A 25,159-nucleotide genomic window follows, 5' to 3' on the forward strand; every position below is an offset into this window, starting at 1 on the left:
TTACCGGTACTTAAATTTCACCGAGTCTCGCGTTGAGACAGTGCCCAGATCGTTCCACCATTCGTGCGGGTCGGAACTTACCCGACAAGGAATTTCGCTACCTTAGGACCGTTATAGTTACGGCCGCCGTTTACTGGGGCTTCAATTCAGGGCTTCGCAGGTCTCCCCGCTAACTCCTCCTCTTAACCTTCCAGCACCGGGCAGGCGTCAGACCCTATACGTCCGCTTGCGCGTTCGCAGAGTCCTGTGTTTTTGGTAAACAGTCGCCTGGGCCTGCTCTCTGCAACCTACTTCCGTAGGCCACACTTCTCCCGAAGTTACGTGTGCATTTTGCCGAGTTCCTTAACGCGAGTTATCTCGAGCGCCTTAGATTTCTCATCCCACCTACCTGTGTCGGTTTACGGTACGGTCATGTAGAGACACACCTTAGAGACTCTTTCTTGGCACCATGATTACACCCTCTTCGCCACGCCGTAACGCAGCTCCCTCCGCTCCTCACCTCAGCTACCGGATTTCCCTGGCAGCCTCTCAGGCTCGGCACGTCAGCCGGCACAACCGTCCGCCGGCAGAGCTTCACCTCATGCGTCATCCCTTCGATTCTCTACATGGTACTGGAATATGAACCAGTTTCCCATCGACTACGCGTTTCCGCCTCATCTTAGGGGCCGACTAACCCTGGGCAGATGACCTTTACCCAGGAAACCTTAGGTTTTCGGCGGACGGGAATCTCACCCGTCTTTTCGTGTACTTATACCTGCATTCTCTCTTCCATCCCCTCCAGCAACCTTCTCAAGTCGCCTTCTCCGGTCCATGGAATGCTCCCCTACCATCCGTACCTTACGATACGAATCCGAAGCTTCGGTATACCGCTTAGCCCCGTTACATTGTCTGCGCACCATTGCTCGACCAGTGAGCTGTTACGCACTCTTTAAAAGAATTGCTGCTTCTAAGCCAACTTCCTGGCTGTCTTCGCAATCGCACCTCATTTCACACTCAGCGGTATTTCGGGACCTTAGCTGTCGGTCTGGGCTGTTCCCCTCTCGACTACGAACTTTATCGCCCGCAGTCTCACTCCCATACGTTCTGTCAAGGCATTCGCAGTTTGCCTGGGTTTGGTAGCCGGTGAAGACCCCTAGTCCAAACAGTGCTCTACCTCCTTGATAGCTGTATGAGGCTGTCCCTCAAGGCATTTCGGGGAGTGCCAGCTATTTCCAGGTTTGATTAGCCTTTCACCCCTTACCACCGTTCATCCCTGCGTTTTTCATCACACTAGAGTTCGGCCCTCCACTCAGTGTTACCTGAGCTTCAGCCTGACAATGGTAAGATCACCTGGCTTCGGGTCTACGACAACGAACTCATTCGCCCTCTTCAGACTCGGTTTCCCTCCGGCTCCGGCGCTTCAACGCCTTAACCTCGCTCGTTACCGTAACTCGCAGGCTCATTCTACAAAAGGCACGCCGTCAGAAGCATTACGCTTCCTCCGACCTGTTGTGGGCGTATGGTTTCAGGTTCTCTTTCACTCCCCTCACCGGGGTTCTTTTCGCCTTTCCCTCACGGTACTATTCCGCTATCGGTCGCCGCATCGTATTTAGCCTTGGATCGTGGTCGACCCAGCTTCCGACAAGGTTCCTCGAGCCTCGCCGTACTTAGGTGGCTGTCCCACGAAGTGTGCTGTCGTTTAAGATACGGGGCTCTCACCCCCTCTGGCCGGCCTTCCCATGCCGTTCTCCTACCACGCACCCTTCTGACTTCGCGAGGTCCTGCACGTCCCTCCGGACAACTCCTACTACCCCCCACTGGCAACGGCGTGCACCTTACACCAGTATGGGTTTGGGCTCTTCCCCCTTCGCTCGCCGCTACTAAGGGAATCTCTTTTGATTTCTTCTCCTCCAGGTACTGAGATGGTTCAGTTCCCTGGGTATCGCTTCAGTCGCCTATGTATTCAGCGCCTGATACCTGATCGCTCAGGTGGGTTACCCCATTCGGCCATCAACGGATCACAGGATATGTGCTCCTCCCCGTCGCTTCTCGCAGCTTGTCACGGCCTTCTTCGCCGTGCGGCACCAAGGCATCCACCATACGCCCTCTCTCGCTTGACCATATTATGCTTCACTCTTCCACAACTCTTCACGGCTTTACATGTCACCATGTGCCACCGCTACTCTCTCATATTTGCCTTACCCTTCCCTCGGTATGTCAAAGAACCAGTCAGCAATGCCTTCCGGTATCGCTGTATCTTCATGGGCCAGAATAGAGTTGAACTATTGACCCCTTCCTTATCAGAGAAGTGCTCTAACCGACTGAGCTACTGGCCCAAAAAAGAAAAGGAAAGAGATAGAGGTTGGACACGGATGCAGAAAGGAGAACGCATCCGTTGTAAGACCCTGCCTTTAGGTTCGTCGTTCGCTGTCCGCTGCCCGAAAGCAGCTTCCAGCGCCTCTCTCGTAGAAAGGAGGTGATCCAGCCGCACCTTCCGGTACGACTACCTTGTTACGACTTCACCCTCCTCACAAGACGTACCTTCGACGTCGACCCCCTTTGCAGGTTGGTCTAACGGCTTCGGGTACCCCCCACTCGGATGGTGTGACGGGCGGTGTGTACAAGGCCCGGGAACGTATTCACCGCGCCATGCTGATGCGCGATTACTAGCGATTCCACCTTCATGGAGTCGGGTTTCAGACTCCAATCCGAACTGAGAGCGATTTTCTGCGATTTGCTCCACCTCGCGGCTTCGCGTCACTCTGTATCGCCCATTGTAGCACGTGTGTAGCCCTGGACATAGGGGCCATGATGACTTGACGTCATCCCCACCTTCCTCCGGTTTGTCACCGGCAGTTCCGCCAGAGTCCTCAGCGTTACCTGTTAGTAACTGGCAGTAGGGGTTGCGCTCGTTGCGGGACTTAACCCAACACCTCACGGCACGAGCTGACGACAGCCATGCAGCACCTGTACAGGGTACTGTTTCCAGTCTGTGACATCGCTGCCACATCCCCCTGTATGTCAAACCCAGGTAAGGTTCCTCGCGTACCATCGAATTAAACCACATGCTCCACCGCTTGTGCGGGCCCCCGTCAATTCCTTTGAGTTTCACCCTTGCGAGCATACTCCCCAGGCGGTGCACTTACCACGTTCGCTCCGGCACTGAAGCTACCGCCCCAGCACCTAGTGCACATCGTTTACAGTGTGGACTACCAGGGTATCTAATCCTGTTTGATCCCCACACTTTCGCACCTCAGCGTCAGTCATCGGCCAGGAGCTTGCCTTCGCCATCGGTATTCTTCCTGATATCTACAGATTTCACCCCTACACCAGGAATTCTAGCTCCCTCTCCATAACTCAAGCCCAGCAGTTCCCAACGCAATCCCACAGTTGAGCTGTGGCCTTTCACGCCAGGCTTACCAGACCGCCTACATGCCCTTTACGCCCAGTAATTCCGAACAACGCTCGCCCCCTACGTGTTACCGCGGCTGCTGGCACGTAGTTGGCCGGGGCTTATTCGCCGGTTCATGTCATCATGCGGGCATTCCCTCCCACACTTATTCTTCCCCAGCAAAAGGACTTTACAACCTTTCGGCCTTCATCATCCACGCGGCGTCGCTCCGTCAGACTTTCGTCCATTGCGGAATATTCTTAGCTGCTGCCTCCCGTAGGAGTCTGGGCCGTATCTCAGTCCCAGTGTGGCCGTACACCCTCTCAGGCCGGCTACCCATCATCGCCTTGGTGGGCCGTTACCTCACCAACAAGCTAATGGGACGCGAGCTCATCTCCGGCCGGTGCCGTAGCACCCTTTCTTCCCTGAAACCTCCCCCCAGGGAACGTATTCGGTATTACCCACTATTTCTAGTGGCTATCCCCATGCCAAAGGTAGATTACCCACGCGTTACTCACCAGTCCGCCGCTCTCAGCGCATTGCTGCGCCTGCCGCTCGACTTGCATGCTTAAGACACGCCGCCAGCGTTTGTTCTGAGCCAGGATCAAACTCTCCATGATGTATCCTAACAGCCTTTCGACTGTCAGATTCATAGACAGTGCCCTTTCTCTCGCAGTCCCCCATCATCCTCTGACAATGAGAAACCGCCGGCATTCATCTCATCTCCTTGCCCTCAGCACCGCTGACGCAGCACCAAGGCCTCGAAGAACCTTCCTCTATCCCCTTCCCTATTTTCCTTTGTCACAGATCCCTCGCATGCCCAGTGCCTCCCGGCTCCGCTCATGCTCGCACTCATGGCTCCCCGCCAGAGCGCTCGATGAAACTATCAAACTTCAGCTCTGTTGTCAAGAGCTTTTTTTGCTTTTTGCTCTTTTTTTTTGCAGTATTGCAAAGCTGCCGGCACAAGCAGGAAATGCTCTCGGCGCGAAAAAGAAAATATTAAAAACTTCTTCGAATGTCAACAGCAAAATCGATAAAAACAATGATTATGCATGTTTTTCTGGCTCGATGTGTACTGTCGTGTCGGCATTAAGTTCTTTCTTGAGTTCCCGCTCGAGACTGGATGATAGATTATGCGCATCCTGTATATTCGTTTCCCCATTCATCCGTGCGTGAAGCGTGATTTCAAGATGGTCGCCATATCGATGTACATGGATGTGGTGAATATCTTTGAGCTGCGGACTTGTCTCAGCTGCAATTCTTCTGATCTCGCCCGAGAGAAAAGCGCCGGCGCTTTCGCCCATCAAGGCGTTAAATGCTGATTTTGCAATATCATATGCAGCATAGAGAATTAATGCTGAAACGCCGATTCCGAGCACGCCATCGATCCACCAGACATATTTGCCGACAACTGCTCCGACAACAATCATGAGCGAGGCAAGCGCATCGCTTCGATGGTGCCATCCGTCAGCGACAAGGGACTGGCTCTGTGTTTTTTTGCCCGCCCATAGCGAAAAGCGTGCGAGCGCTTCTTTGACAAGAACCGATATCGAGAAAATGATGAGGCTGAGTGTTGAAAATGCAGCGTTCTTTCTTTCAATAAGCTGCCTGATCGAATCTCTGAAAAAACTCGCGCCAACTACTGCCAGCAGTGTCGCAATGACGACCGCGGCAATGACCTCGGCACGCCCATGCCCAAAAGGATGCTCTTCGTCTTTTGGCCGACCTGATATCCAGAACCCAAGAATTACTACAAGCGATGTCAGCGTATCGGAAAGGGTGTGCCAGGCATCAGCGGTCATCGCGATGCTTGATGCCTTGATACCTACCCAGATTTTCAGTCCAAACAATATTGTATTGATTATTGCTGAAGCAATTCCTTCGGAATAGCCCAGCTTGCGAAAAGATTCCTGCATGATGACCTCCGTAGTGCACCTAAATTTGCAGCGCACAGATTATTGCATCTGCGCGATCATAGGTCCCGCAGGAAAGCCATCCTGCTGCAGTATCGCCCGGCTCCATCCTGCTGATACAGAATGGCCTGCTCCATCAAAAATGCACTTATATTCCATCCGATATTCAGGGTCAAGATACTAAAACGAAATTTCTTTGCAAAAATTCTTGATGATTCTATTGACAGAAACGCAATCTTCGGTTAGCTTGCTTCTACTTATAGAAACGCCTGGCCCCATGCCAAGCCAGCACACAACAAAACGAGGAGGATGTATGCGCATAAAAGCAACACTTTCGGATTCCGAGCTTCCAAGACAATGGTACAATCTCGCCGCGGATTTACCAGGAACCCCCAACCCGCCACTTGCTCCTGACGGAAGCCCTCTGAAACCGGAACAGCTCTCGGCGCTGTTCCCGGAACCTCTGATTGAACAAGAGGTCTCCAGCGATCGCTGGATCGATATTCCGGAAGAAGTACTGGAGATTCTGGCACGATGGCGCCCAACTCCCCTCGTGCGTGCGCGAAATCTGGAAAAAGCCCTCGGCACGCCAGCTCGCATCTATTACAAGAACGAAAGCCTTTCCCCGACAGGAAGCCACAAGCCAAATACTGCGGTACCCCAAGCCTACTATAACAAAATCACAGGAACAAAGCGGCTTACGACAGAAACAGGAGCGGGACAGTGGGGCTCTGCCCTCGCATTCGCATCAGCGCAGTTTGGCCTCGAATGCCAGGTATTTATGGTTCGCTCAAGCTACGAAAAGAAGCCATACCGAAAGGTGATGATGCAGACCTGGGGAGCATCGTGCACGCCAAGCCCGAGCCAACTCACACGCGCTGGGCGGGCTGTGCTAGCGGAGCATTCTGATTCACCAGGCTCGCTCGGGATTGCCATAAGCGAGGCAGTAGAAGCGGCATTGGAAGATCGAACTGGAAAAACGCACTATGCGCTGGGTAGCGTGCTCAACCATGTAATGCTGCATCAAACCGTTATAGGATTGGAAGCCAAGCGGCAGCTTGCTTTGTTTGGCGAGAAAGCGCCTGATACGATTATTGCCTGTGTCGGCGGTGGCTCAAATTTCGCCGGGCTTTCTTTTCCTTTTGTAAAAGATAAAATAGATGGCGCAAATATCGATATCGTGCCGGTCGAACCCGCATCCTGTCCGAGCATGACAAAGGGGCTTTTCGCGTATGATTATGGCGATACTGCCGGAATGACGCCGCTTCTTGCCATGTATACGCTTGGACACGATTTCATGCCTTCGCCCAGTCATGCAGGGGGGCTACGATATCATGGCATGGCGCCTCTTGTTTCGCATGCAGCGCGGCATGGGCTCTTGCGCCCTGTTTCTGTTCCCCAGCTCGAATGTTTTTCAGCAGCAGTACTCTTCGCAAGGACTGAAGGAATTATCGTAGCGCCGGAAACCAGCCACGCAGTTGCCCAAGTTGTCCGCGAAGCGATTCGAGCAAGAGAAGAACAAAAAGAGAAGGTGATTCTGTTCGGACTATCCGGACATGGGCTTCTTGATCTGCAGGGATACGAGGAATATTTCGCGGGAGAGCTCGGGGATCTTTCGCTTTCCGAAGAAGAACTGGCTCGCTCCCTTGCATCGCTGCCAAAAGCGGGTCCTGCAAAATAGCAGGCTCTGACAGAACAAGCCAGTGCCAGCGCCGCACGGAAAGGTTTTCAGGGGAAAAGTGCGGCGCTGCTGCTTTCGAACTGCGGCCCTTTTATTTTTTGGTCATTTTATACTACCCCTTGACCGCCCCCATGGTCAGGCCTTTGACGACATATTTCTGGAATATCATTGTGAGAATAATAGCTGGAGCCATGATGGCGACAGCAGCAGCCATGACTGCGCCCCAATCGACTTCGGCATACGAAACAAAATTATAGATCGCTATTGGCAGTGTTCTCGTGCGCTCCATGCTCAGAACCTGGGAAAACATAAAATTATTCCACGAAAAAATAAAAGCAAGCGTGACCGAGGTTACGATTCCAGGCCCTGCAATCGGCAGAACTACAGAGAGAAACGCGCGCTGCCGTGTGGCTCCATCGACCATCGCGGATTCTTCCATCTCGATCGGGATGGTTTCGAAATAGCTGGACATGATCCACACAATTATGGGCAATGTTATCAACATGTGCGACAGAATCAGCGCTATATAGCTATCCATCAATTTGAGTCTGGAAAAGATGATGTACCAAGGCATCAGAAAAGAAATTCCTGGCATGAGCCTTGCAATTAGAATAAACATAGAAAGGCGCTTCTGCTTGTAGCGGGCAATCGAATAGGCCGCAGGCAAGCCCATGAGGAGCGACAAGCTTACTGCCGAGATACCTATAATGGAAGAATTCGTGAAATATTTCAAAAAATTCTGTTCACGAAAGACCCGCTCGTAATTCTGCAAGGTAGGGCTGAATACAAGCCGCGGTGGCCACGCCACAATATCTACCTGTGTCTTGAAGGATGAAGTGAGCATCCAGAGAAAAGGAAACAGCACAGGAACGACAATTGCCAATATCACAAGAAAAAACAATATTTTTCGTATCAAGGCTGCTCTCATTCATGGCCTCCTTACAGCTCGAGGGATTTGCGCATGCGCACAATCAATAGGCTCATGAAGAGCACGAGCATAAAAAGAAATACCAGGATTACAGAAGCCTGGCCCATGCGGAAGTATTCAAAGCTGTACTTGAAAGCCATCACATTGAGAGTTTCCGAGGCATATCCGGGGCCGCCTCCTGTCATCGCATAGATGATATCGAATGTCTTCAAGGCATCGATAGTCCTGAGTATCAGGGCTGTCAATAATGTCGGCGTTACCATGGGCAAGGTAATTCGCCAGAAAATCTGCCATTCACTCGCGCCATCGACCCGTGCAGATTCATATGGTTCGCTCGAAAGGCTTGCAAGTCCCGAAAGCAGAATGAGCGCAATCATGGGCGTCCATTGCCATATGTCGACTATCGCGAGAGATGGAATGACTGTTGCAGCCGAGCCAGTCCATGCCTGCCGCGGGAGGCCGAATCGAGTGAGGACAAAATTTGCAAGCCCGATAGTCGGATCGTAGAAAAGATTGAAAACAATGCCGATCGCTACCGGTGTACTCACAAGCGGCAAAAGCATGATGAGCTTGGTAAATCCTTTGCCTCTGAATTCGCGGTTGAGAATGAGGGCGACAATCATGCCAAGAATTGTCTCAACCGCAACTGCAAGCGCAGTGAATGAAAAAGTCCTGCCGAGAGCCGCAATAAAGCGCGGCTCTCGGAGCACCTTCTGGTAAGATTTCAGAAATACAATTGAAAGCGGCATACCGGAAGTGAGGTTCCAGTTTGTAAAACTCAAGAACAAAGTATAAAGAACCGGGAAGAGCATCATAACAATTACAAAAACCACCGCAGGCAAAGGGAAAATAATATGCAAGTTCTTTTCGAGAAAACTCCCCTTCGGGCGCTTTATTGCCATAATGGTATCTCTCCTGGTTTGCCGCTTTCGAAATCAGTCATTGAAATTATCAGTAAACACCGTATTCGCCAGTATCTTCGAGTAGACTGTTGACTGCAGCAACTTTGTCTCTGGCGAGGCTTTCGAGTTTCGCAGATGAGCCGCCAGTATTGATCGACTCGATGATGACTTCGCCAATCAGATCGCGCGCTTCGCCGACTGCGCTCATGTACGGCCTATCATAGGGAATGCCGTTTTTCGCTGCATATTCCTGAGTTGCAATGAGTCCGGGGTGAATTTTTGCACGGACTTCCGAATCTTTCCAGGCGGAGTTGCGAGCCATTGTGATGTTAGCAAGCATGCCGCGTTTGGCAAGTTCCTTGCTGGTTGCCCATTTTATAAAATCAGCGGCGAGAGCTTTGTTCTTTGATTGCTTTGCGATTGCCATTCCCCAGGAAACAACGATATATGGGGTATTGCCTTTTGGGCCAGCGGGGAAATTTGCAATTCCAACATTCTCTGCAGGGATCTGGCTCTTGGTAGGATCGACGATCTGGCCATAGAAAACCGATGCATCAGTCCACATGGCGACTTTACCTGCCTGGAACAGCGGCATGATATTCTCCCAGGACATGTTGGTAATGCCAGCTGGGCCATAATTGGCGAGCATCTTGCCATAGAATCTGATGGCATCGAGCGCTTCTTTGGAATTGAAGACCGCTTTGCCTTTGTCGAGGTACGTGCCACCATAATTATACACATAGCTTGACAACTGTGTGACTGCCGCAGCACCCTTGCCTCTTGAAGCAAATCCAGCGATATCAGCAGAATTTAGCTTCTTGGCCGCCATTTCGAGCTCGGTGAAATTGGTCGGAACTGAAAGGCCTGCTTTCTTAAAGAGATCGACGCGATAGTACAGAACTTCCCACTCGGTAACGAGAGGCACCAGATAGGCTTTATTGCCAAAAGTAGCAACATCGAGTGCATTCTTCGGGTAATCGGAAAAATCGTAATCGGTCAGAGGTTCATACCATCCGTTCTTGTAGAACATTTTCGCTTCCTGAAGCGGCCTGGTCATGAATACATCTACAGTAGAAGAGCGGGTTGCAAACTCAGTGGTGAGCTTGGTAGTAAGCTGGCTCTCCTGAAGACTCTCGACATTGACCTTGACGCCGGTTGCCTTTTCATATTCGGGTATCGCTGCTTTGAGCAAATCGCCATATGGATGATTTGCGAGCAGAACTCGAATTTCCTTCTGCTGGGCTCCTACAGAGAGCACAGTCAGAACCACCAGGATGACAAGCATCAATTTGCTTTTCATCATAGCCTCCTTGCACGGAACTAGAGAAATTACCAGACAGACCGCCATTCGGTTTGTCCTGTCTATTACTATGGAACAAGAGTGCCCCTTTCGTCAATCTGTGAATAATAATTTTCTTGCAAATGAATGAAATTTTTCACCAGCAGTATGTACTTTTTTTTATCTCGAGCATACAATAGCAAGCAAGGAACCATCTCATGGAGAAGCCAAAATCCTCGAATTGCCTTTACCTCATTCATTCACTTATGGAAGATTTCAGCGACAGAGAGCGATGGATTGCAGATTATATCCTTGCCAACCCCGCCAAGGCGGTGCACCCCAGCATCGAAGAGCTGTCCGAATCGATCGGTGTGTCAGTATCCACGCTTGTCAGGTTTGTCAAAAAACTCGGGTTCAAGGGCTATCAGCAGTTCAGAATATCCCTGGCATCCGAAGCGCTTGCCCCGGAAGCAAAAATCTACGAGACGATAGTCGATCGGAATGATGATCCCGTGCAAATTGCCTTCAGTTCCGCTCAAAAAGCGCTGGAGCTGACTTCTTCCATGATTGATCGAAGCGCGCTCGCGGCGCTCGCCTCTCGTATTATCGAAGCTGGCTGTGTTCACCTTTTCGGTCTTGGCGGTTCGGCTATTGTTGCAAAAGATGCCGTGCACAAGCTCATACGGACGGGAATTCATTGCGTGAATGCTGAAGACTACCACTTGCAGCTTATGATAGCCTCACAGCTTGGCGAGAAGGACACTGCAATCGTTATTTCTCATACTGGCGTCAACAAAGACACGCTCAGAATCGCGGAAATTGCAAAGAACGCGGGCGCATTTCTCTGTGTGATTACTACATACCCCCGATCGCCGCTGGCGAGGATGAGCGACAGGCTTTTTATCTCGGCTTCATCCGGCTCGTCGATGATATCCGAAGCATTTTCCGCGAGAATCGCTCAGCTTGCAATGATTGATTCACTCTACATTGCAATTATGGAACAGCTCGGGGAGTGCGGCATCCAGAAAGTGGAAAAAATGCGGGCGGCAATTGCGAAGCGCCGCATGTAAATCATACAAGAATTGTGGGAGGGCTCTATGAAAGCAGATATTGGACTGGTCGGCCTTGCGGTGATGGGCGAAAATCTCGTGCTCAACATGGAAAGCCACGGCTTTACAATAGCTGTGTATAACAGAACTGTCGAAAAAGTAGACGCCTTTACCAGCGGTCGCGGGGCTGGCAAACATATTATTGGTGCGCATTCACCGAAAGAGCTTGTTGCTGTGCTTAAAAAGCCGAGAATTGTGATGATAATGGTGCGGGCAGGCTCGGCGGTAGACGATACCATTGCACAAATCGCTCCATTGCTTGAACCGGGCGACATCATTGTCGACGGCGGCAATTCGAATTATCAGGACACGATGCGGCGGCTGGCAGAACTGGAAGGTAAAGGGCTTTTGTATGTCGGCACAGGTGTTTCCGGCGGTGAAGAAGGGGCGCTCAATGGCCCTTCGCTCATGCCAGGAGGGTCTGAAGCTGCTTGGCCCCATATCAAGCCGATTTTCCAGGCTATTGCGGCAAAGGTCGACGATGGAAGCCCTTGCTGTGACTGGGTTGGTCCTGGGGGTGCAGGCCATTTCGTCAAAATGGTACACAATGGCATCGAGTACGGCGATATGCAGCTTATCGCCGAAGTGTACCATATGATGCGCGACCAACTCGGCATGACGCCAGACGAGATGGCCGATGTGTTCGAAGCATGGAATAAAGGCGAGCTGGACAGTTATCTCGTCGCCATCACTCGCGATATCCTTCGATTCAAGGATGAAGACGGCTTGCCTATTGTCGACAAAATACTCGACGCGGCAGGCCAGAAGGGCACGGGAAAATGGACTGGCATCACCGCGCTCGATTTCAGTGTGCCTGTCACCTTGATAGTCGAAGCGGTGTTTGCGCGCTGCCTATCAGCAATGAAAGACGAGCGCGTGAGAGCGGTAAAGATACTCGGAAAGCCGTCCGGAGCTCGGTTCAAAGGGTCGCGTGGCGCATTCATCGAAGATTTGGGCAAGGCGCTGTATGCCGCGAAAATCATTTCATATGCACAAGGCTTTATGCTTCTTCGGGAAGCGGCTGCAGAATATGGATGGAAGCTGAATTATGGTTCAATCGCGCTCATGTGGAGAGGAGGATGCATCATCCGCTCCAGGTTCCTGGGTAGAATAAAAGAAGCTTTCGACGCGGAACCATCCCTTTCCAATCTGGTATTTGCGCCGTTCTTTGCAGCGCAGGTTCTGGAAAATGAATCCGCATTGAGAAATGTCGTAGGCGAAGCTGTCGCTTCGGGCATTCCGGTACCTGCTCTCTCTTCCGCACTCGAGTGGTTTGATGGTCTCAGAACAGAGCGCCTGCCGGCGAACCTTCTGCAAGCGCAGCGAGACTATTTCGGCGCGCACACCTATGAGCGAATCGATAAGCCCCGTGGTGAATTCTTCCATACGAATTGGACAGGCCATGGCGGGTCGACGGCAGCAAGCACGTACGTTGTCTGAGATGGAGCAAAGCCGCAGGCTGGGCGGCAAATCGAATTTATGCTATCAGAATTGAACAAACGGAGGAAATATAAATGAGCGCATTGCAGATTATGCCCGCAGAAAAAGCTGAATTGGATTTTCTCTCAGTCGGCGGGCTTGTGATGAGGATGGATCCCGGCGTCGTGCCGTTCGCGTTCGCAGATCGATATGACGTGCATGTATCGGGGGGCGAGTATAATGTGGCCGCGAACCTGGCTCGATGTTTCGGCAAACGGACAGCAATTGCGAGCGCAATGGTAGATTACCCGCTTGGCGAAAAAGTGGAGGCCTCGGTGCGGTCGATGGGCGTCAGGGGCATCTATAAGCGGTTTAAATACGATGGAGTGCGGGGGCCGAATATTGCGCTTGTGTGGTCGGACAGAGGCCAGGGGGTCAGACCCCCGGTTGTTTTTTATAACCGCGCAAACGAAGCCGCTGCCTTGCTGAAGCCAGGCGATTTCGATTTTCGCTCTATCTTCGAAAAAGGCGTTCGCTGGTTCCATTCGGGCGGCATCTTTTCGGCATTGTCAGCAACGACTCCAGAACTGGTCATCGAGGGGATGAAAGCAGCTCGCGCTCATGGATCGATTGTCTCATTTGACTTGAACTATCGAGCAAAATTGTGGGCCGCAGCAGACACAGGCAAAAAGCCATCTGATATTCTGGAGCGCATTGTGGAGCATGTCGATGTGCTTCTCGGGAATGAAGAAGATCTTCAAATGGGTCTTGGGCTGCCAGGTCCCGATATCCATAGCGCTTCAAAACTTGACCCTGCGTCATTTCTCGGGACAATCGAGCAGGTTCATGCCAAGTGGCCGAATGTAAAAGTTGTTGCGACCACACTTCGCGAAGTGAAATCGACGAACCGGCACTTGTGGAGTGCGGTGTTGTGGATCGAAGGTCAGCACTGGCTTGCGCCGACGATGGAGCTCGATGTGTACGATCGCGTTGGCGGCGGTGATGGATTTGCGGCTGGGCTCATCTATGGCATGCTCGAAGGGCTCGATCCGGAAGAATGCTTGCGGCTTGGATGGGCTCATGGTGCACTCATTACCACGTATCCTGGCGATACGACAATGGCAACGCTCGAACAAGTGAAAACGCTTGCAAAGGGCGGTTCGGCGCGTATCCAGCGCTGACCTGTCAGCGATAACTTGTCAACAATAGCTTGCTGCAGAGCAAAAAAGAGGCACAGCATGAAAGCTTTGGTACTTGAAGATTATATGCGCCTTGAGGTACGGGATATCCCGCAGCCTACGATCAGCGCTCCCGATGATGTGCTGATTCAGATAAAAGCGGCCGCGATTTGCGGGTCGGATGTCCATGGCATAGACGGTTCTACGGGAAGGCGACGCCCTCCCCTTGTTATGGGGCATGAGGCAGCGGGGGTAGTTGCAGCATGTGGGTCAGGTGTTGCGCATTTTGTTCCTGGCGATCGCGTTACATTCGATTCTACGGTATGGTGCGGCGAATGCTATTTCTGCAGGCGTGGCGAAGTGAATCTCTGTGATAACAGGCGAGTGCTCGGCGTGTCGTGCGAAGAATACAAGCGAGACGGTACATTTGCCGAATATGTCGTTGTGCCAGAAAGAATTTTGTATCATCTGCCCGATTCGGTCTCTTTTGAGGAAGCAGCGCTTACCGAACCCATAAGTGTCGCGATGCACGCCTTCCACATTACGAATATGCAGCTGGGAGAGCGTGCAGCGGTGGTTGGAACGGGCCTGATCGGGCTTTTGCTCATTCAGATTATACGAGCATATTCGCCCCATCTCATTCTCGCATTCGATACGGATCCAGACCGAAGAGCTGCAGCCTTGCAGGCAGGTGCTGATATTGCGCTGGATCCAGCCGACCCGTTATCCACCAGCAAGGTGCTCAAAGCGACAGATGGCCGGGGCGTCGATCGCGCATTTGAAGCAGTAGGCGCAAGCGCTTCGATCGCAACAGCGATTTCTGTGGTGCGGAAGGGCGGCAGCGTCACACTTATCGGCAATATCAGCCCAAAAGTGGAAATTCCATTGCAGTCGGTAGTTACGAGAGAAATTTCGCTTCTTGGGTCCTGCGCCATTTCGGGAGAGTACCCTGCTTCGCTTGAACTGATCGCAAGCAGAAAGATCAATCCGCGGTCGGTGATCAGCGCGGTTGCGCCTCTTGAGGAGGGGCCGGTCTGGTTTGAGCGGCTGTACAAGCGCGAGAAAGGGCTTCTGAAGGTTGTGCTCATTCCATAAGATTGAGCAGTGCCACAAGAGCCTCGACTCGAATGGAGATATCGGGATGAATAAAAAGCTTCGCTTTGGACTCATTGGCTATGGCAAAGTTGCTGCTCTTCATGCGCGAGCGCTGGCAGCTGCCCCTCATTGCGAGCTTGTTTCCGTAAGCGGCCACAATAAAGAAAAGCGCGATGCATTCGCATCCCAATGGAAACTGGCATCCAGAGATGGCGTCCAGGAAATGGTACAAAAAGATGGTGTCGAAGCAGTTTTGATTACCACGCCACATCCGCGCCATTATTTCGATGCGATGGACGCGTTTTCCGCAGGCTGTCATGTCCTGGTCGAAAAGCCACTTTCATTGTCGGTGTCCGAAGCTGAGGAGATGATGCGCCAAGCGCAAGCGACTGGCCGTTTTCTAAGCGTGATATCGCAGAGGCGCTGGTATCCCGCCTGCATCCGCATTCGCGAAGCAATCGATCAGGGCTTGCTCGGAAGTCCTTTGCTCGGTCAGCTCACCATCCTCGGATGGCGCGATGAAGAATACTATCGCTCCGATCCATGGCGAGGATCATGGGAGCACGAAGGCGGTGGCGTCATCGTCAACCAAGCGCCGCACCAGTTCGACCTCTTGTGCTGGTATATGGGAGAAGTCGCTGAGGTCTACGGCGCATGGGCAAACGTCAATCATCCATATATAGAGGTCGATGATTCGGCTGTAGCGACAGTCCGCTTCAAGTCAGGCGGCCTTGCTTCCGTTTTTATTTCGAACTCTCAAAAACCAGGCATTTATGCAAAAGTGCACATCCATGGTTCGTCGGGAGCTTCCGCAGGCGTCCAGACTGATGGCGGCGCCATGTTCATAGCGGGGCGCAGCGGAGTGCTCGAGCCGCCGTACAACGATCTCTGGACTGTTCCCGGGCAGGAAGCCTTGCGCGAACAGTGGCATAAAGAGGATAAAGCCTTCTTTGCAGGCATCGACGCGACCTGGCATTTCTTCTCTTTGCAAGAGGAGGATTTTGCCAGAGCGATCCTTGAAGGCAGAACGCCGGCAGTCTCCGGCCGCGACGGCTTGCAGGTCGCGCGCATTATCGAAGGAATCTATCGCTCGAACAAGGAAGACAAGCCGGTGCGGTATTAAGATAAAGATTATCCCGGCCAGATCGCATCTCCATCGCCTAGCTGGCGATATTCTATCGCCTCCTCGATTGCCGATTCGCCGATTTCCTGGCGTCCGTCGAGGTCGGCTATAGTGCGCGCCACTTTGAGAATACTGTGCCCAGCCCTGGCAGACAAACCATAACTTGATACTCCAGAAAGAAATAGCTTTTCTGCATTTCCGGTAACCTTGCATAATTCGGGGATATGGCCTGGCGGAATTCTGGCATTCGTTCGTACATTTCTTGCATCGGCTCTTTGCAAGCGTTCACGCTGCCGAATGCGCGCATTCAGCACCTTTTTTTGAAGATCAGAATGTGATATCGATTGCGCGCGCAAGAGACGTGAAGGCCCCGGCGGCACTACAGCGACTCGCATATCGATTCTATCGAGCAAAGGACCGCCAAGCTTTTTCCAATAGCGCCGAATCTCTTCAGGAGTACAGAGACAGGTTTTGCCGGGTATGCCAAGGTTTCCGCAGGGACATGGATTTGCTGCCATTATCAGCTGGAAATCGGAAGGAAACCGAATGACCCGACCCGCCCGGACAATATCGACATAGCCGCGCTCGACCGGTTCACGAAGCGCTTGCAGCACATCTCGTCTGAATTCTGGACATTCGTCGAGAAAGAGAATGCCATGGTGAGCAAGGCTTACCTCGCCTGGGCGCAGAGGTTTGGAGCCCCCCAAAATACCTTCAAGGCTCGCCGAATGATGGGGCGCGCGAAATGGCGGCCTTTTCGTAAATCGAGCCTGCTTCTGTCCCCACAGCGAATAGAGCGAAGCCGTATCAAGCGCTTCTGTGGCCTCCAGATCCGGCAAAAGAGATGGAAATCGGTTTGCTGCCATTGTCTTCCCAGCCCCCGGAGGCCCTGCAAGAAACATATTATGCCCTCCGGCAGCAGCGACCACCAGCGCGCGTATAAATTTCTCGTCGCCCTTGAAATCCCGAAAATCGAGGCTTTGCTCATGTTCCCACGCGCCAGGGCTATAATTCATGTGAGAATCAGGCATGGAATCCGGCGCGGAATCCGCTTGCAAATCATGCCCAAATCCATGCCCCAACAGGGTTCCGTCCAAAAACATGCCAGGCTTTTCTCCTTCTCTCAGCGCGATCAGAATCTGCCGCGCTTGGGAAAGATGGGAAATTGGCCATACCTGCATGGAAGAAACAACCATGGCCTCGCTTGCATTCTCAATCGGAACAATACAGGTTCCTATGCCTTTTTCGGCCGCGGCGCGCGCTGCTGGCAAAATTCCTCGTACAGGTTGTATCTCGCCCTCGAGCGTCAGCTCTCCCATCGCAAGAACCGGAAAAGGTACATCCGCAATCTGCCCTGATTGAGAAAGTATTTTCAGCGCAATAGGAAAATCGTAGGCGGAACCTTCTTTTGGCAGATCTGCCGGGGACAAATTGACGAGAATTCGATCCTGCGGAAATTCAAAGCCTGCATTCCGCACCGCAATCCGCGCCCGTTCGCGCGCCTCACGGACCGATGTCGATGCAAGGCCCACAATTTCCACCGCCGGGATGCCATTTCGTATATCAGCCTCTACGCGGACAAGAAAACCGTCGAAACCCAAAGGCTCATGTGCATAAATTTCCATACCGCCTCTTGCTCCATCATCTCATAGGAATGACGCGGCGGATGAGGCGGTTTGATTCAAATATTGCCGGCTCGCGGCCGAGCTTGCAGCCCGGCCCAACCCAGACCTTATTCTTCGATCAGCATATCCAGATCGAGCTCGCCGGCGGCACAGGGCATCATTATCCCAAAGGCCTCGAGCACCGCCGGATGGACTTCGCCGAACACGCCGGCTCGCTTTCCGCCTGCAAGCACTTCGACCTGCCTGCCCGGCACAAACCGTGGATCGGAAGCTTCGCGTACTGTATATTCTTTGCCCAGGAAATACATGAGCGCCGCGACATGCGAAGCGATTTCGTTATAATCAGCCTGCGCATGGCTCGTCAAAAATCCGATGTACTGCCGCGTTACAATGCCGTAGTTTGCGTCCACATCCTTGAGCGCAACCTTACCGACTTCGAATGTGCGGTGCGGATACGATGCTTTGGAAGAAACGCTCTCGGTTTGCAAAAGCCCAGGAAGCGGCGAATTGCGGACATACTCGTAGTTCTCGGTCATCGGATTGGCAATTTTCACAAGCGCGGAAGCAGGAATCTGCATTTTCTCCGCATAGTCCTTTCCCGAACCAAGGTAGTTGTAAATCATTTCCTGATAGCCGAGTCCGACCATGATGCTTTTTGCCTTGCGGGAGAAACGCTCAATCGGTGTAAGCCGGCCGATCGTAAAATCCCTGGGCCTTTCCGGCGGGAAATTTTCCAAGCCATGACCAATCATAATGTCTTCGACAATATCGACAGGATGCAGAAAATCGTTTCGGTATTCGGGGGGAGCGACGCGAATTGTCCGGCCGTCCTCAGAGTATGCGCACAAACCCATGCGGGTAAGGGCATCGATCGCCTGGGCGACATCGAGCCCGGAGCCGAGGAGCTTGTTCGCTTCTTCGATCGAAACCGAAATCTCTCCCTGAAAATAATATGGAAACACAATCGAAGAGCCGAACAGCGTATCGTACTCGTAATCGACCTGGACGTTTTTGATCTCGAAGCCCATATCAGCCAGATCGCAGGCCATTATCGAGCTCGAAAGCGCGACAGACGGATAGTCGGAGCCTGTCACTTCGATAAAGACTTCAGTATCGCCAACCTGCACTGCTCCAAGGTCTGCTGAATTGATGATCGGCGGATACGAAAGCACCCTTCCTTTTGAATCGGTGAGGAGCGGGTGAATTGGTTTGCCTTTGAGGATTGAGGCATATTCGATGCCCTTCGGATGTTCCTCGAGTATCTGGCTGAGCGTCATACGACGTGTTTCCTGCAAGGGCACAAAAGAGACTTTGTGGGGGTCAGCGCCAAAGTAGCGCACAGGCCATTCGATCAAGGAAATTCTGTAAATGCCGATGGACACACCCTTTCGCTTGCGCCCGAAATTCCATGCAAGCTTTTCCTGCGTCTGAATCATGTCGCGCAGGAGCGCATCGCTTATCGCCGGGCCTTTTGCCACAAAGCCAGCAAGCCATGGACGCACTTCCTTCACCGATCGTTCGACGACCACACGATAGGGCGCTGCAATTTTTTTCTTTTGGGAAGCAAAAAATGGATACGAAGGGATGTTGTTCGTCCGATAGATTCTGAGCTGACGGGCGAGCCCCGCGGTCGACCAGAGATCGGGCCTGTTGGTGTCGTTGAGCTCGATTTTTATTGTTCGCTCGCTGTCTGCGGGAAGACTGGTGTCCCATTCGTCGAGCTCGGCCTTTGCGACCGTGAGATCCTGTTCGAATGCTTCTTTATCTGACCATGTCTTCCCCGCGAGGCGGAAGAAGAGTTCTTCGTTTACTTCAATTTTCGGCATAGATTGTCTCCGCGCTCACTAGATTTTTGTCACTGGATTTTGTACTGCGAGCGGCGCATGCGCACACTCTCGAGGTCGGGGCTGAACAGCTCGCGAAGATCGTTGAGGCCGAGCGCCATAAGCGCCATGCGGTCAATGCCGATTCCCCACGCGAGCACCGGCACATCGATGCCAAGCGACCGTGTCACTTCCGGCCTGAAAATTCCCGAGCCGCCGAGCTCGAACCAGCCCAGCACCGGGTGCTTGATATGCACTTCGATCGAGGGCTCCGTAAAGGGGAAATACCCCGGCACATATTTGACTTCTTTGGCGCCTGCTACTTCCACCGCAAACATTTCCAAGAATCCCAGCAGGGTTCGCAAATTCACATCCTCGCCGAGCACAATGCCCTCAGTTTGATAGAAATCCGAAAGATGCGTCGCATCGACGCGGTCATAGCGGAAGCAACGGACAATGCCGAAATACTTACCGGGCACCTTCGCCTTGGGAAGCTGGCGCGCCGAGAGTACGGTTCCCTGGCTGCGCAGAATGAGTCTTCGCGTAAAATCGCGGTCGAATTGGTACTGCCAGCCACGGCTTCCGGTATTGCCGCCGTTTTCGTGCGCGGCTGCGACGCGCGACAGGTGCGGCTCTTCAATAAACTTCGCATGTGTCGGCTCGTCGATGTAGTAGACATCGTGGATATCGCGAGCGGAATGGAATTGCGGCATGAAAAGCGCATCTGAATTCCAGAATTCGGTCTCCACCATGTTGCCGTCGAATTCCTCAAAGCCGAGCGATACAAGCTTGTCCTTGACGCTGTCCAGGAACTCGACATATGGATTGCGCCGACCGGGGATGACGCGGGCTGGAGGAATCTGCACGTTATACGGTCTGAATGTACCCAGTTTCCAGGTACCCTTTTCGAGCATGTCGGGAGTGATCGCGCCGAACTCTTCTCCTGTCATGCCAAGTGCGGTCACCGCCTGGCGATAATCTTCTGCGAGACTGGTCAGGCGAAACAGCACTTTTGCACGCTCGGCGATGCGGAATGGTGCGTCCTGAGCGCCGCGCTTTTTGGCGATCTGGGCCATGAGGGCTTTTTGCTGCTGCGTGAGTGATTTTTCGGGAAGGGAGCCAGCGTTAGCTGCGGCAGCTTTGAGCAGGGCTTCGATGTCAAGAAGGGGCTGGGGCAGCGCTGATTTGGTGAGAATGGCGCGGCGCGCCTCATCCATTGCACATACGCCTTCTTTCGATAGCGAGCCGAATGCCGAACCGACCGTTTTTTGATCGAAGCCGAGCGCTTGGGCGATATCCGGAAGGCTCATTGGCCCGATTTCTTTCATGAGCGAGAAAATCCGCCTGATAGGCGTACCCTTTTCCAGCCATTCCTGGCCGAGCGGCGTGAGTTCATAGAAGACTTCTGTCTGCCTGTCTGCTTCCTCAAGCACACCTTTCGCCATAAGCCATGAAAATGCCTGCTGGTCTTGGCCTTCCCTGAAACCCAGCTTCTCTCTGACGAGGGCGCTGTCTATGGTATCGCCAACCTTGAATGCCAAAAGTATCTTCACCTCGAGGGGATGAAGTGCACGTGCTGCGCTTTGATCAATCATCTTTGCCTGCCTTGTCGTTTGCATGAGTATTGCCGGAAAAGGCTGCCCTGGTCAACGGCTGGACCCATTGTTCGATAAGCCAGCTGACTTTATTACCGCTCCAATCCCGCTGCGCCCGTCAAACCGCAGATCCATCGGCGATTCAAGTTTGGTCAGCGCACAATGCTTTGTGCGAATTCGGGTTGGCATCTGGTACAACCATTCCCAATCGACAAAATTGTCCGCTGAGGATTGGGTCACTTTTATATATTTGATCCGCATAGTAGTGAGATTGTGGAAAAAATGGGAGCCTTGGGAGCTTTCGACTGCAAATCCCGGCAGATCTGCCTCTACAATGGCTTTTGCATGCGAAATCTGGGAAAACGAAACGGGGATACCAAGCCACCGATCGCGAGTACCCCAGCGTCCCGGGCCTATCAAAAGATAATTGAAGCTCTCCTGCCTCGCGATTGCATCGAGTTCGTCAATTTCCGCAGCAATTTCCAGAGTTTCCGAGCGATCGAATGTACGCGGATCGACCCAGATTATATTTCGTATGCTTACATCCCGGCCATTGCCCATGCAATTGCGCGAAAGAATAAAGCACGCCTCCGGCAAGATCGAAGCCGGATCGATTTCAATGCGGTCCTCGATATGGATAAGCGGCTTCAGCTGCAAAAGATAGAGTACTGGTTCCTCTCTGCCTGCATCGAAATTGAACGCATATTCGATTTCTACCGGGGTGCCCATCGATTTGCTTGCAACATCGAGAACAACCTCGATCGCCTTTGCGAAGGGATAGGCGTCATATTTCAGCATATTTGCAAAATCTATGACTCTGGAGCCCTTTGCTTGCACACCGGGTACAAAGCGCTGATCGGCGCTATCCCACGTCGATGCGAGCATCGGAAAATACCTGTCCTTTTCCGCTGTGCTTACAGGCAGTTCTGAAAGGCTCGCCATCTCTCCTTTTAGGAGGTCAGGGGCTTCGTCTTCGAGCGAAAGGGCATGAAAATATCGCTGGGTACTTTCGAGCGCATGGTCCGGGGAAAGCACGTCGAGCTTAGGATATTTGGGGCAGAAACGGTATGCCGACCCGCCGCCAACAACATAGGTGCCAAGGCCGAGCGCGGCGATACAGAGCCCGTCTTCAGGTTTGACATATGAGACGGGATAGTAATTGTATGACTGAGCAACACCAGCGGCATGAGGATAAAAATACCCGCCATGCGGGCTTCCGACCAGTTCCTGTATCACTACCGCCATGCGTTCTTCTTCGAGATTGTAATTCGCCGCTTCGAAATAAGCGCGCGCTTCTTTCGAGAAAAGGCTTGCATAGATGAGCTTTATTGCGTCGCAGAGCTGCTTTAACCGTACTTCAGGATCCGGGTGGTTGTTTGGAAGAATGTAAGTATCGTATACACCAGAAAAAGGAACCATGAGCATATCTTCGAAAAGACCACTGGAGCGAACCGCGAGCGGCTTGGTGCTCACCGCAAGGAACTGCCTCAGGCGATCCTGGAGCTGAAGGGTAAGAGACTTTTCCACGAATACCTTGCGCACTTCCGAAGCACTGTCGCCATAGTATGCCCATGCCCAGAGGCCGTTCAGCTCGAGAAAATGCTCGAATTCATCGATGCCCACAAACACAGTGTTCGGCATTGAAACGCGCACGCCCTGAATGTACTGAGAAAAATCCAGATTCTCCAGAAGCGAGTGGATAAAAATGAGGCCCCTGCCCTTTCCGCCCACTGATCCGTCTGCAATTTTGCACAGATACCGCTGGTATTCGACCATTTCCGGATCGAAATACGGAACCATGCCCCTGGATCGGGTCGACCGGATCTGATCGATCATGCGGACGATAAATTGCCTAAGCTGGACGGGAGAGCTGAAATCGGTGATTTTATATGGTCGCAATATCTTGGCTACATGTATCTCGCCGCGAGCCATGAGCCATGCGGAGAAATGGTTATGTTCCGCATGGTACAAAAGGCTTTCAATAGGAATTTCATTGAGTTTCTGGACAAACTCGCTCATATTCCGCGCTCGGGTGATTTCTTTGCCATCGGGCAAGCGGAAAATGAAGTTTCCGAATCCAAGATTTGTTTGCAGAAAGGAAGCAAGCTCCATTTCGAGCGATTCCGAATTTTTGTCGATAAAGGAAGCTCCGACCGCAAAGGCTTTTTCGCGTACGTTCGGTTCGCTCGATTGCACGAGCACCGGAAGGTCCGGCAGTTCCTGCTTGGCAAATCTGACGAAATCGAAGCCTGCATTTTCGTCGCATGCGCCATTCCGGTTGAACCGGATATCAGTGATGACCGTGAGCAAATATGGCTTGTAGGTCTCAAAAATACGAAGCGCTTCCTCGTAGGTGCTTGCAAGAAGAATCTTGGGGCGCGCCCGGATGCTCATGAGCTTGTAGGTTTCGGTAATATGCTCTTCTTCGACAAGGGCTTGTGTCTGGCGGAGCACCACTTTATAGAGTACGGGGAGATATCGCGAATAATAGCGGACAGAATCTTCTATAAGAAGAATAACCCGCACTTCGCATGCGCGCGTATCTGCCTCGACATTCCGCCAGTCTTCAATATATTTGATCATTCCCACAAAGAGCTTGGAATATCCGTTCCAGACGAAGATTCGATTGAAAGCTGATAGCTCAGGCCTTTCCATGTCGAGCATGGCAAGGCTCGAATTGTTGGTAACCATCAGCAATAATGGAATATCCGGCCAGATGCTGCGCATCAATGCAGCAAGCCGCAGTGGCATATCGAAATCCAGGCTCGCCATTATGATAACCAGGTCGAACCGGCCTTCCCGGAAAAGGTCGAGTGCGGATTCCTCGGTATATGCGCAGGTTACGCGTGGAATTGTATTCAGATTCAGCTTGAAATACTCGCCGTAGATCTGTTCGGTGAGCACACCATCGGATTCCACGACAAATGAATCATACAGACTCCCCACGAGCAGCACTTCCCTTACGCGGTCACGCATGAGATCATGGTAGATGTTCCGCTCGCGGCGCTGGCGATCATACGCCGAAACAAGTTCGTTGAAATACATACTGCTATATTATGCTGTTTTTCGATAGAAATGAATATTCATGAACCTTGACCGCGTTTCTATGCATAGGTATGATTGCCAGAACCTGTACATGGCTTTGCACAGATGAGCCATGCATGAAAAGGAGTCTGCCGTGATTAAAAATATAAAACTCGCAGCGCGAAAACCCGGGCAGAAAACAACGATTATCGACGTCAATGGCATACGAGTAGGTGAAGGTCTGGTCATCATCGCTGGCCCATGTTCTGTAGAAACCGAGCGCCAGACCATCGAAACCGCAATTGCCGTTAAAAATGCGGGTGCGCATATGCTTCGCGGAGGAGCATTCAAGCCGCGCACTTCGCCGTATGCATTTCAGGGGCTCGGCCTCAAGGGCCTCAAGATTCTCGACAAGGCGCGTAAGGAAACAGGACTTCCTGTTGTGACGGAAGTAGTAGATACGCGCGATGTTTCCTGGGTCGGAGAATATGCGGATGTGCTGCAAATTGGAGCGCGCAACATGCAGAACTTTTCACTTCTGCGGGAAGCAGGCAAGTCCGGCAAGCCCATACTTCTGAAACGCGGCATGTATTCCACGCTCGAAGAATGGCTCAACTGTGCGGAATATATTCTGGCGGAGGGCAATCCCAATGTGATCCTGTGCGAACGCGGGATTCGCACATTTGAAACCTACACACGGAACACCCTTGACCTGTCGATGATTCCTGCGGTCAAGCGCGAAAGCCACCTCCCAATTATTATCGACCCCTCGCATGGCACTGGCATTTTGTCATTCATCGAACCCATGAGCCTGGCAGCTGTCGCGGCTGGAGCAAATGGGCTCGAAATTGAAGTACATATCGATCCCGCATCCGCTCTGAGCGACAAGGATCAGCAGCTCACTGTGCCCATGTTCGAATCGCTCATGAATAAACTGAGGAAGCTCAGAGCTTTTATGGATGAGCCGGAAATGTCTTCTGCATTGCAAGAAAACATGGATACTCCAGCTGGCAAATCTGCAGTGCAAGAGAACAATGCGCAGAATGCCGCTCCTCCGCTGCCCGGCGCCTTTTCCGAAGCGGTCGATTAGGAGCG

General features: G+C 52.3%; 15 protein-coding genes, 1 tRNA gene, 2 rRNA genes and 1 riboswitch. Of the genes, 7 read left to right on the forward strand and 11 right to left on the reverse strand.

Annotated elements, in window-relative coordinates:
• The 4 genes from GAP13_RS09155 to GAP13_RS09170 form a co-directional block, all read right to left on the reverse strand.
• Positions 1-2,099 (reverse strand): 23S ribosomal RNA (locus GAP13_RS09155); the annotation flags it as partial.
• 142 nt (positions 2,100-2,241) lie between these two features.
• A tRNA-Ile gene (locus GAP13_RS09160) sits at positions 2,242-2,315 on the reverse strand.
• 133 nt (positions 2,316-2,448) lie between these two features.
• Positions 2,449-3,990: ribosomal RNA gene (locus GAP13_RS09165) — 16S ribosomal RNA — on the reverse strand.
• 426 nt (positions 3,991-4,416) lie between these two features.
• Complete coding sequence (locus tag GAP13_RS09170; RefSeq protein WP_158908029.1) at positions 4,417-5,286, reverse strand: cation diffusion facilitator family transporter; 870 nt, start codon at positions 5,284-5,286, stop codon at positions 4,417-4,419.
• A gap of 58 nt (positions 5,287-5,344) precedes the next feature.
• Positions 5,345-5,429, reverse strand: a riboswitch (NiCo riboswitch).
• Between the two features lie 167 nt (positions 5,430-5,596).
• On the opposite strand from GAP13_RS09170, the gene GAP13_RS09175 reads away from it, so the two are divergent.
• The gene (locus GAP13_RS09175; protein WP_158908030.1) at positions 5,597-6,964 is read left to right on the forward strand and encodes a TrpB-like pyridoxal phosphate-dependent enzyme; all 1,368 of its coding nucleotides are present in this window, start codon (positions 5,597-5,599) and stop codon (positions 6,962-6,964) included.
• A 112-nt stretch (positions 6,965-7,076) separates the two neighbouring features.
• On the opposite strand, the gene GAP13_RS09180 is transcribed toward GAP13_RS09175, so the two are convergent.
• Genes GAP13_RS09180 through GAP13_RS09190 form a run of 3 tightly spaced genes read right to left on the reverse strand, consistent with a single transcriptional unit; the run spans position 7,077 to position 10,094 of the window.
• Positions 7,077-7,892 (reverse strand): carbohydrate ABC transporter permease, encoded by an 816-nt coding sequence (locus GAP13_RS09180; RefSeq protein WP_158908031.1) that lies wholly within the window; start codon positions 7,890-7,892, stop codon positions 7,077-7,079.
• Between the two features lie 11 nt (positions 7,893-7,903).
• Complete coding sequence (locus tag GAP13_RS09185) at positions 7,904-8,794, reverse strand: carbohydrate ABC transporter permease (protein ID WP_158908032.1); 891 nt, start codon at positions 8,792-8,794, stop codon at positions 7,904-7,906.
• A gap of 49 nt (positions 8,795-8,843) precedes the next feature.
• Positions 8,844-10,094, reverse strand: coding sequence for an ABC transporter substrate-binding protein (locus GAP13_RS09190; protein ID WP_158908033.1), 1,251 nt, complete (start codon positions 10,092-10,094; stop codon positions 8,844-8,846).
• 197 nt (positions 10,095-10,291) lie between these two features.
• On the opposite strand from GAP13_RS09190, the gene GAP13_RS09195 reads away from it, so the two are divergent.
• The 5 genes from GAP13_RS09195 (at position 10,292) to GAP13_RS09215 (ending at position 15,997) form a co-directional block, all read left to right on the forward strand.
• Entirely contained in the window at positions 10,292-11,143 is an 852-nt protein-coding gene (locus tag GAP13_RS09195; RefSeq protein ID WP_158908034.1) for a MurR/RpiR family transcriptional regulator, read from the forward strand.
• 27 nt (positions 11,144-11,170) lie between these two features.
• Entirely contained in the window at positions 11,171-12,622 is a 1,452-nt protein-coding gene (gnd, locus tag GAP13_RS09200; protein ID WP_158908035.1) for a decarboxylating NADP(+)-dependent phosphogluconate dehydrogenase, read from the forward strand.
• 74 nt (positions 12,623-12,696) lie between these two features.
• Positions 12,697-13,782 (forward strand): sugar kinase, encoded by a 1,086-nt coding sequence (locus tag GAP13_RS09205; protein WP_158908036.1) that lies wholly within the window; start codon positions 12,697-12,699, stop codon positions 13,780-13,782.
• A 57-nt stretch (positions 13,783-13,839) separates the two neighbouring features.
• A complete protein-coding gene (locus tag GAP13_RS09210; protein WP_158908037.1) occupies positions 13,840-14,874 on the forward strand; it encodes a zinc-dependent alcohol dehydrogenase in 1,035 nt (344 codons plus the stop codon).
• 46 nt (positions 14,875-14,920) lie between these two features.
• The gene (locus GAP13_RS09215) at positions 14,921-15,997 is read left to right on the forward strand and encodes a Gfo/Idh/MocA family protein (RefSeq protein ID WP_158908038.1); all 1,077 of its coding nucleotides are present in this window, start codon (positions 14,921-14,923) and stop codon (positions 15,995-15,997) included.
• 8 nt (positions 15,998-16,005) lie between these two features.
• Here GAP13_RS09215 and GAP13_RS09220 read toward each other — a convergent pair whose 3' ends face one another.
• The 4 genes from GAP13_RS09220 to GAP13_RS09235 all read right to left on the reverse strand — a co-directional run bounded on the left by GAP13_RS09220 (position 16,006) and on the right by GAP13_RS09235 (position 24,085).
• On the reverse strand, positions 16,006-17,622 hold the full coding sequence (locus tag GAP13_RS09220) for a YifB family Mg chelatase-like AAA ATPase (RefSeq protein WP_158908039.1): 1,617 nt from the start codon (positions 17,620-17,622) through the stop codon (positions 16,006-16,008).
• 107 nt (positions 17,623-17,729) lie between these two features.
• The gene (gene pheT, locus GAP13_RS09225) at positions 17,730-19,448 is read right to left on the reverse strand and encodes a phenylalanine--tRNA ligase subunit beta (protein WP_158908040.1); all 1,719 of its coding nucleotides are present in this window, start codon (positions 19,446-19,448) and stop codon (positions 17,730-17,732) included.
• Positions 19,449-19,477: 29 nt separating this feature from the next.
• Entirely contained in the window at positions 19,478-21,040 is a 1,563-nt protein-coding gene (pheS, locus tag GAP13_RS09230; protein WP_158908041.1) for a phenylalanine--tRNA ligase subunit alpha, read from the reverse strand.
• Positions 21,041-21,091: 51 nt separating this feature from the next.
• The gene (locus GAP13_RS09235) at positions 21,092-24,085 is read right to left on the reverse strand and encodes a PEP/pyruvate-binding domain-containing protein (protein ID WP_158908042.1); all 2,994 of its coding nucleotides are present in this window, start codon (positions 24,083-24,085) and stop codon (positions 21,092-21,094) included.
• 133 nt (positions 24,086-24,218) lie between these two features.
• Between GAP13_RS09235 and aroF the strand changes: the two genes are divergently transcribed.
• A complete protein-coding gene (gene aroF, locus GAP13_RS09240; RefSeq protein WP_241864329.1) occupies positions 24,219-25,154 on the forward strand; it encodes a 3-deoxy-7-phosphoheptulonate synthase in 936 nt (311 codons plus the stop codon).
• The last annotated feature ends 5 nt before the right edge of the window (positions 25,155-25,159 follow it).

Origin of the sequence: Rectinema subterraneum (genome assembly GCA_009768935.1) — a bacterium.
GTDB classification, from domain to species: Bacteria; Spirochaetota; Spirochaetia; order Treponematales; family Rectinemataceae; genus Rectinema; species Rectinema subterraneum.

Coding starts and splice junctions, on each gene's coding strand:
- gnd (WP_158908035.1), top strand. CDS start 11,171: ATGAAAGCAGATATTGGACTGGTCGGCCTTGCGGTGATGGGCGAAAAT.
- GAP13_RS09170 (WP_158908029.1), bottom strand. CDS start 5,286: ATGCAGGAATCTTTTCGCAAGCTGGGCTATTCCGAAGGAATTGCTTCA.
- GAP13_RS09215 (WP_158908038.1), top strand. CDS start 14,921: ATGAATAAAAAGCTTCGCTTTGGACTCATTGGCTATGGCAAAGTTGCT.
- GAP13_RS09235 (WP_158908042.1), bottom strand. CDS start 24,085: ATGTATTTCAACGAACTTGTTTCGGCGTATGATCGCCAGCGCCGCGAG.
- GAP13_RS09190 (WP_158908033.1), bottom strand. CDS start 10,094: ATGAAAAGCAAATTGATGCTTGTCATCCTGGTGGTTCTGACTGTGCTC.
- pheS (WP_158908041.1), bottom strand. CDS start 21,040: ATGATTGATCAAAGCGCAGCACGTGCACTTCATCCCCTCGAGGTGAAG.
- GAP13_RS09185 (WP_158908032.1), bottom strand. CDS start 8,794: ATGGCAATAAAGCGCCCGAAGGGGAGTTTTCTCGAAAAGAACTTGCAT.
- GAP13_RS09220 (WP_158908039.1), bottom strand. CDS start 17,622: ATGGAAATTTATGCACATGAGCCTTTGGGTTTCGACGGTTTTCTTGTC.
- GAP13_RS09210 (WP_158908037.1), top strand. CDS start 13,840: ATGAAAGCTTTGGTACTTGAAGATTATATGCGCCTTGAGGTACGGGAT.
- GAP13_RS09195 (WP_158908034.1), top strand. CDS start 10,292: ATGGAGAAGCCAAAATCCTCGAATTGCCTTTACCTCATTCATTCACTT.
- GAP13_RS09180 (WP_158908031.1), bottom strand. CDS start 7,892: ATGAGAGCAGCCTTGATACGAAAAATATTGTTTTTTCTTGTGATATTG.
- pheT (WP_158908040.1), bottom strand. CDS start 19,448: ATGCCGAAAATTGAAGTAAACGAAGAACTCTTCTTCCGCCTCGCGGGG.
- GAP13_RS09205 (WP_158908036.1), top strand. CDS start 12,697: ATGAGCGCATTGCAGATTATGCCCGCAGAAAAAGCTGAATTGGATTTT.
- GAP13_RS09175 (WP_158908030.1), top strand. CDS start 5,597: ATGCGCATAAAAGCAACACTTTCGGATTCCGAGCTTCCAAGACAATGG.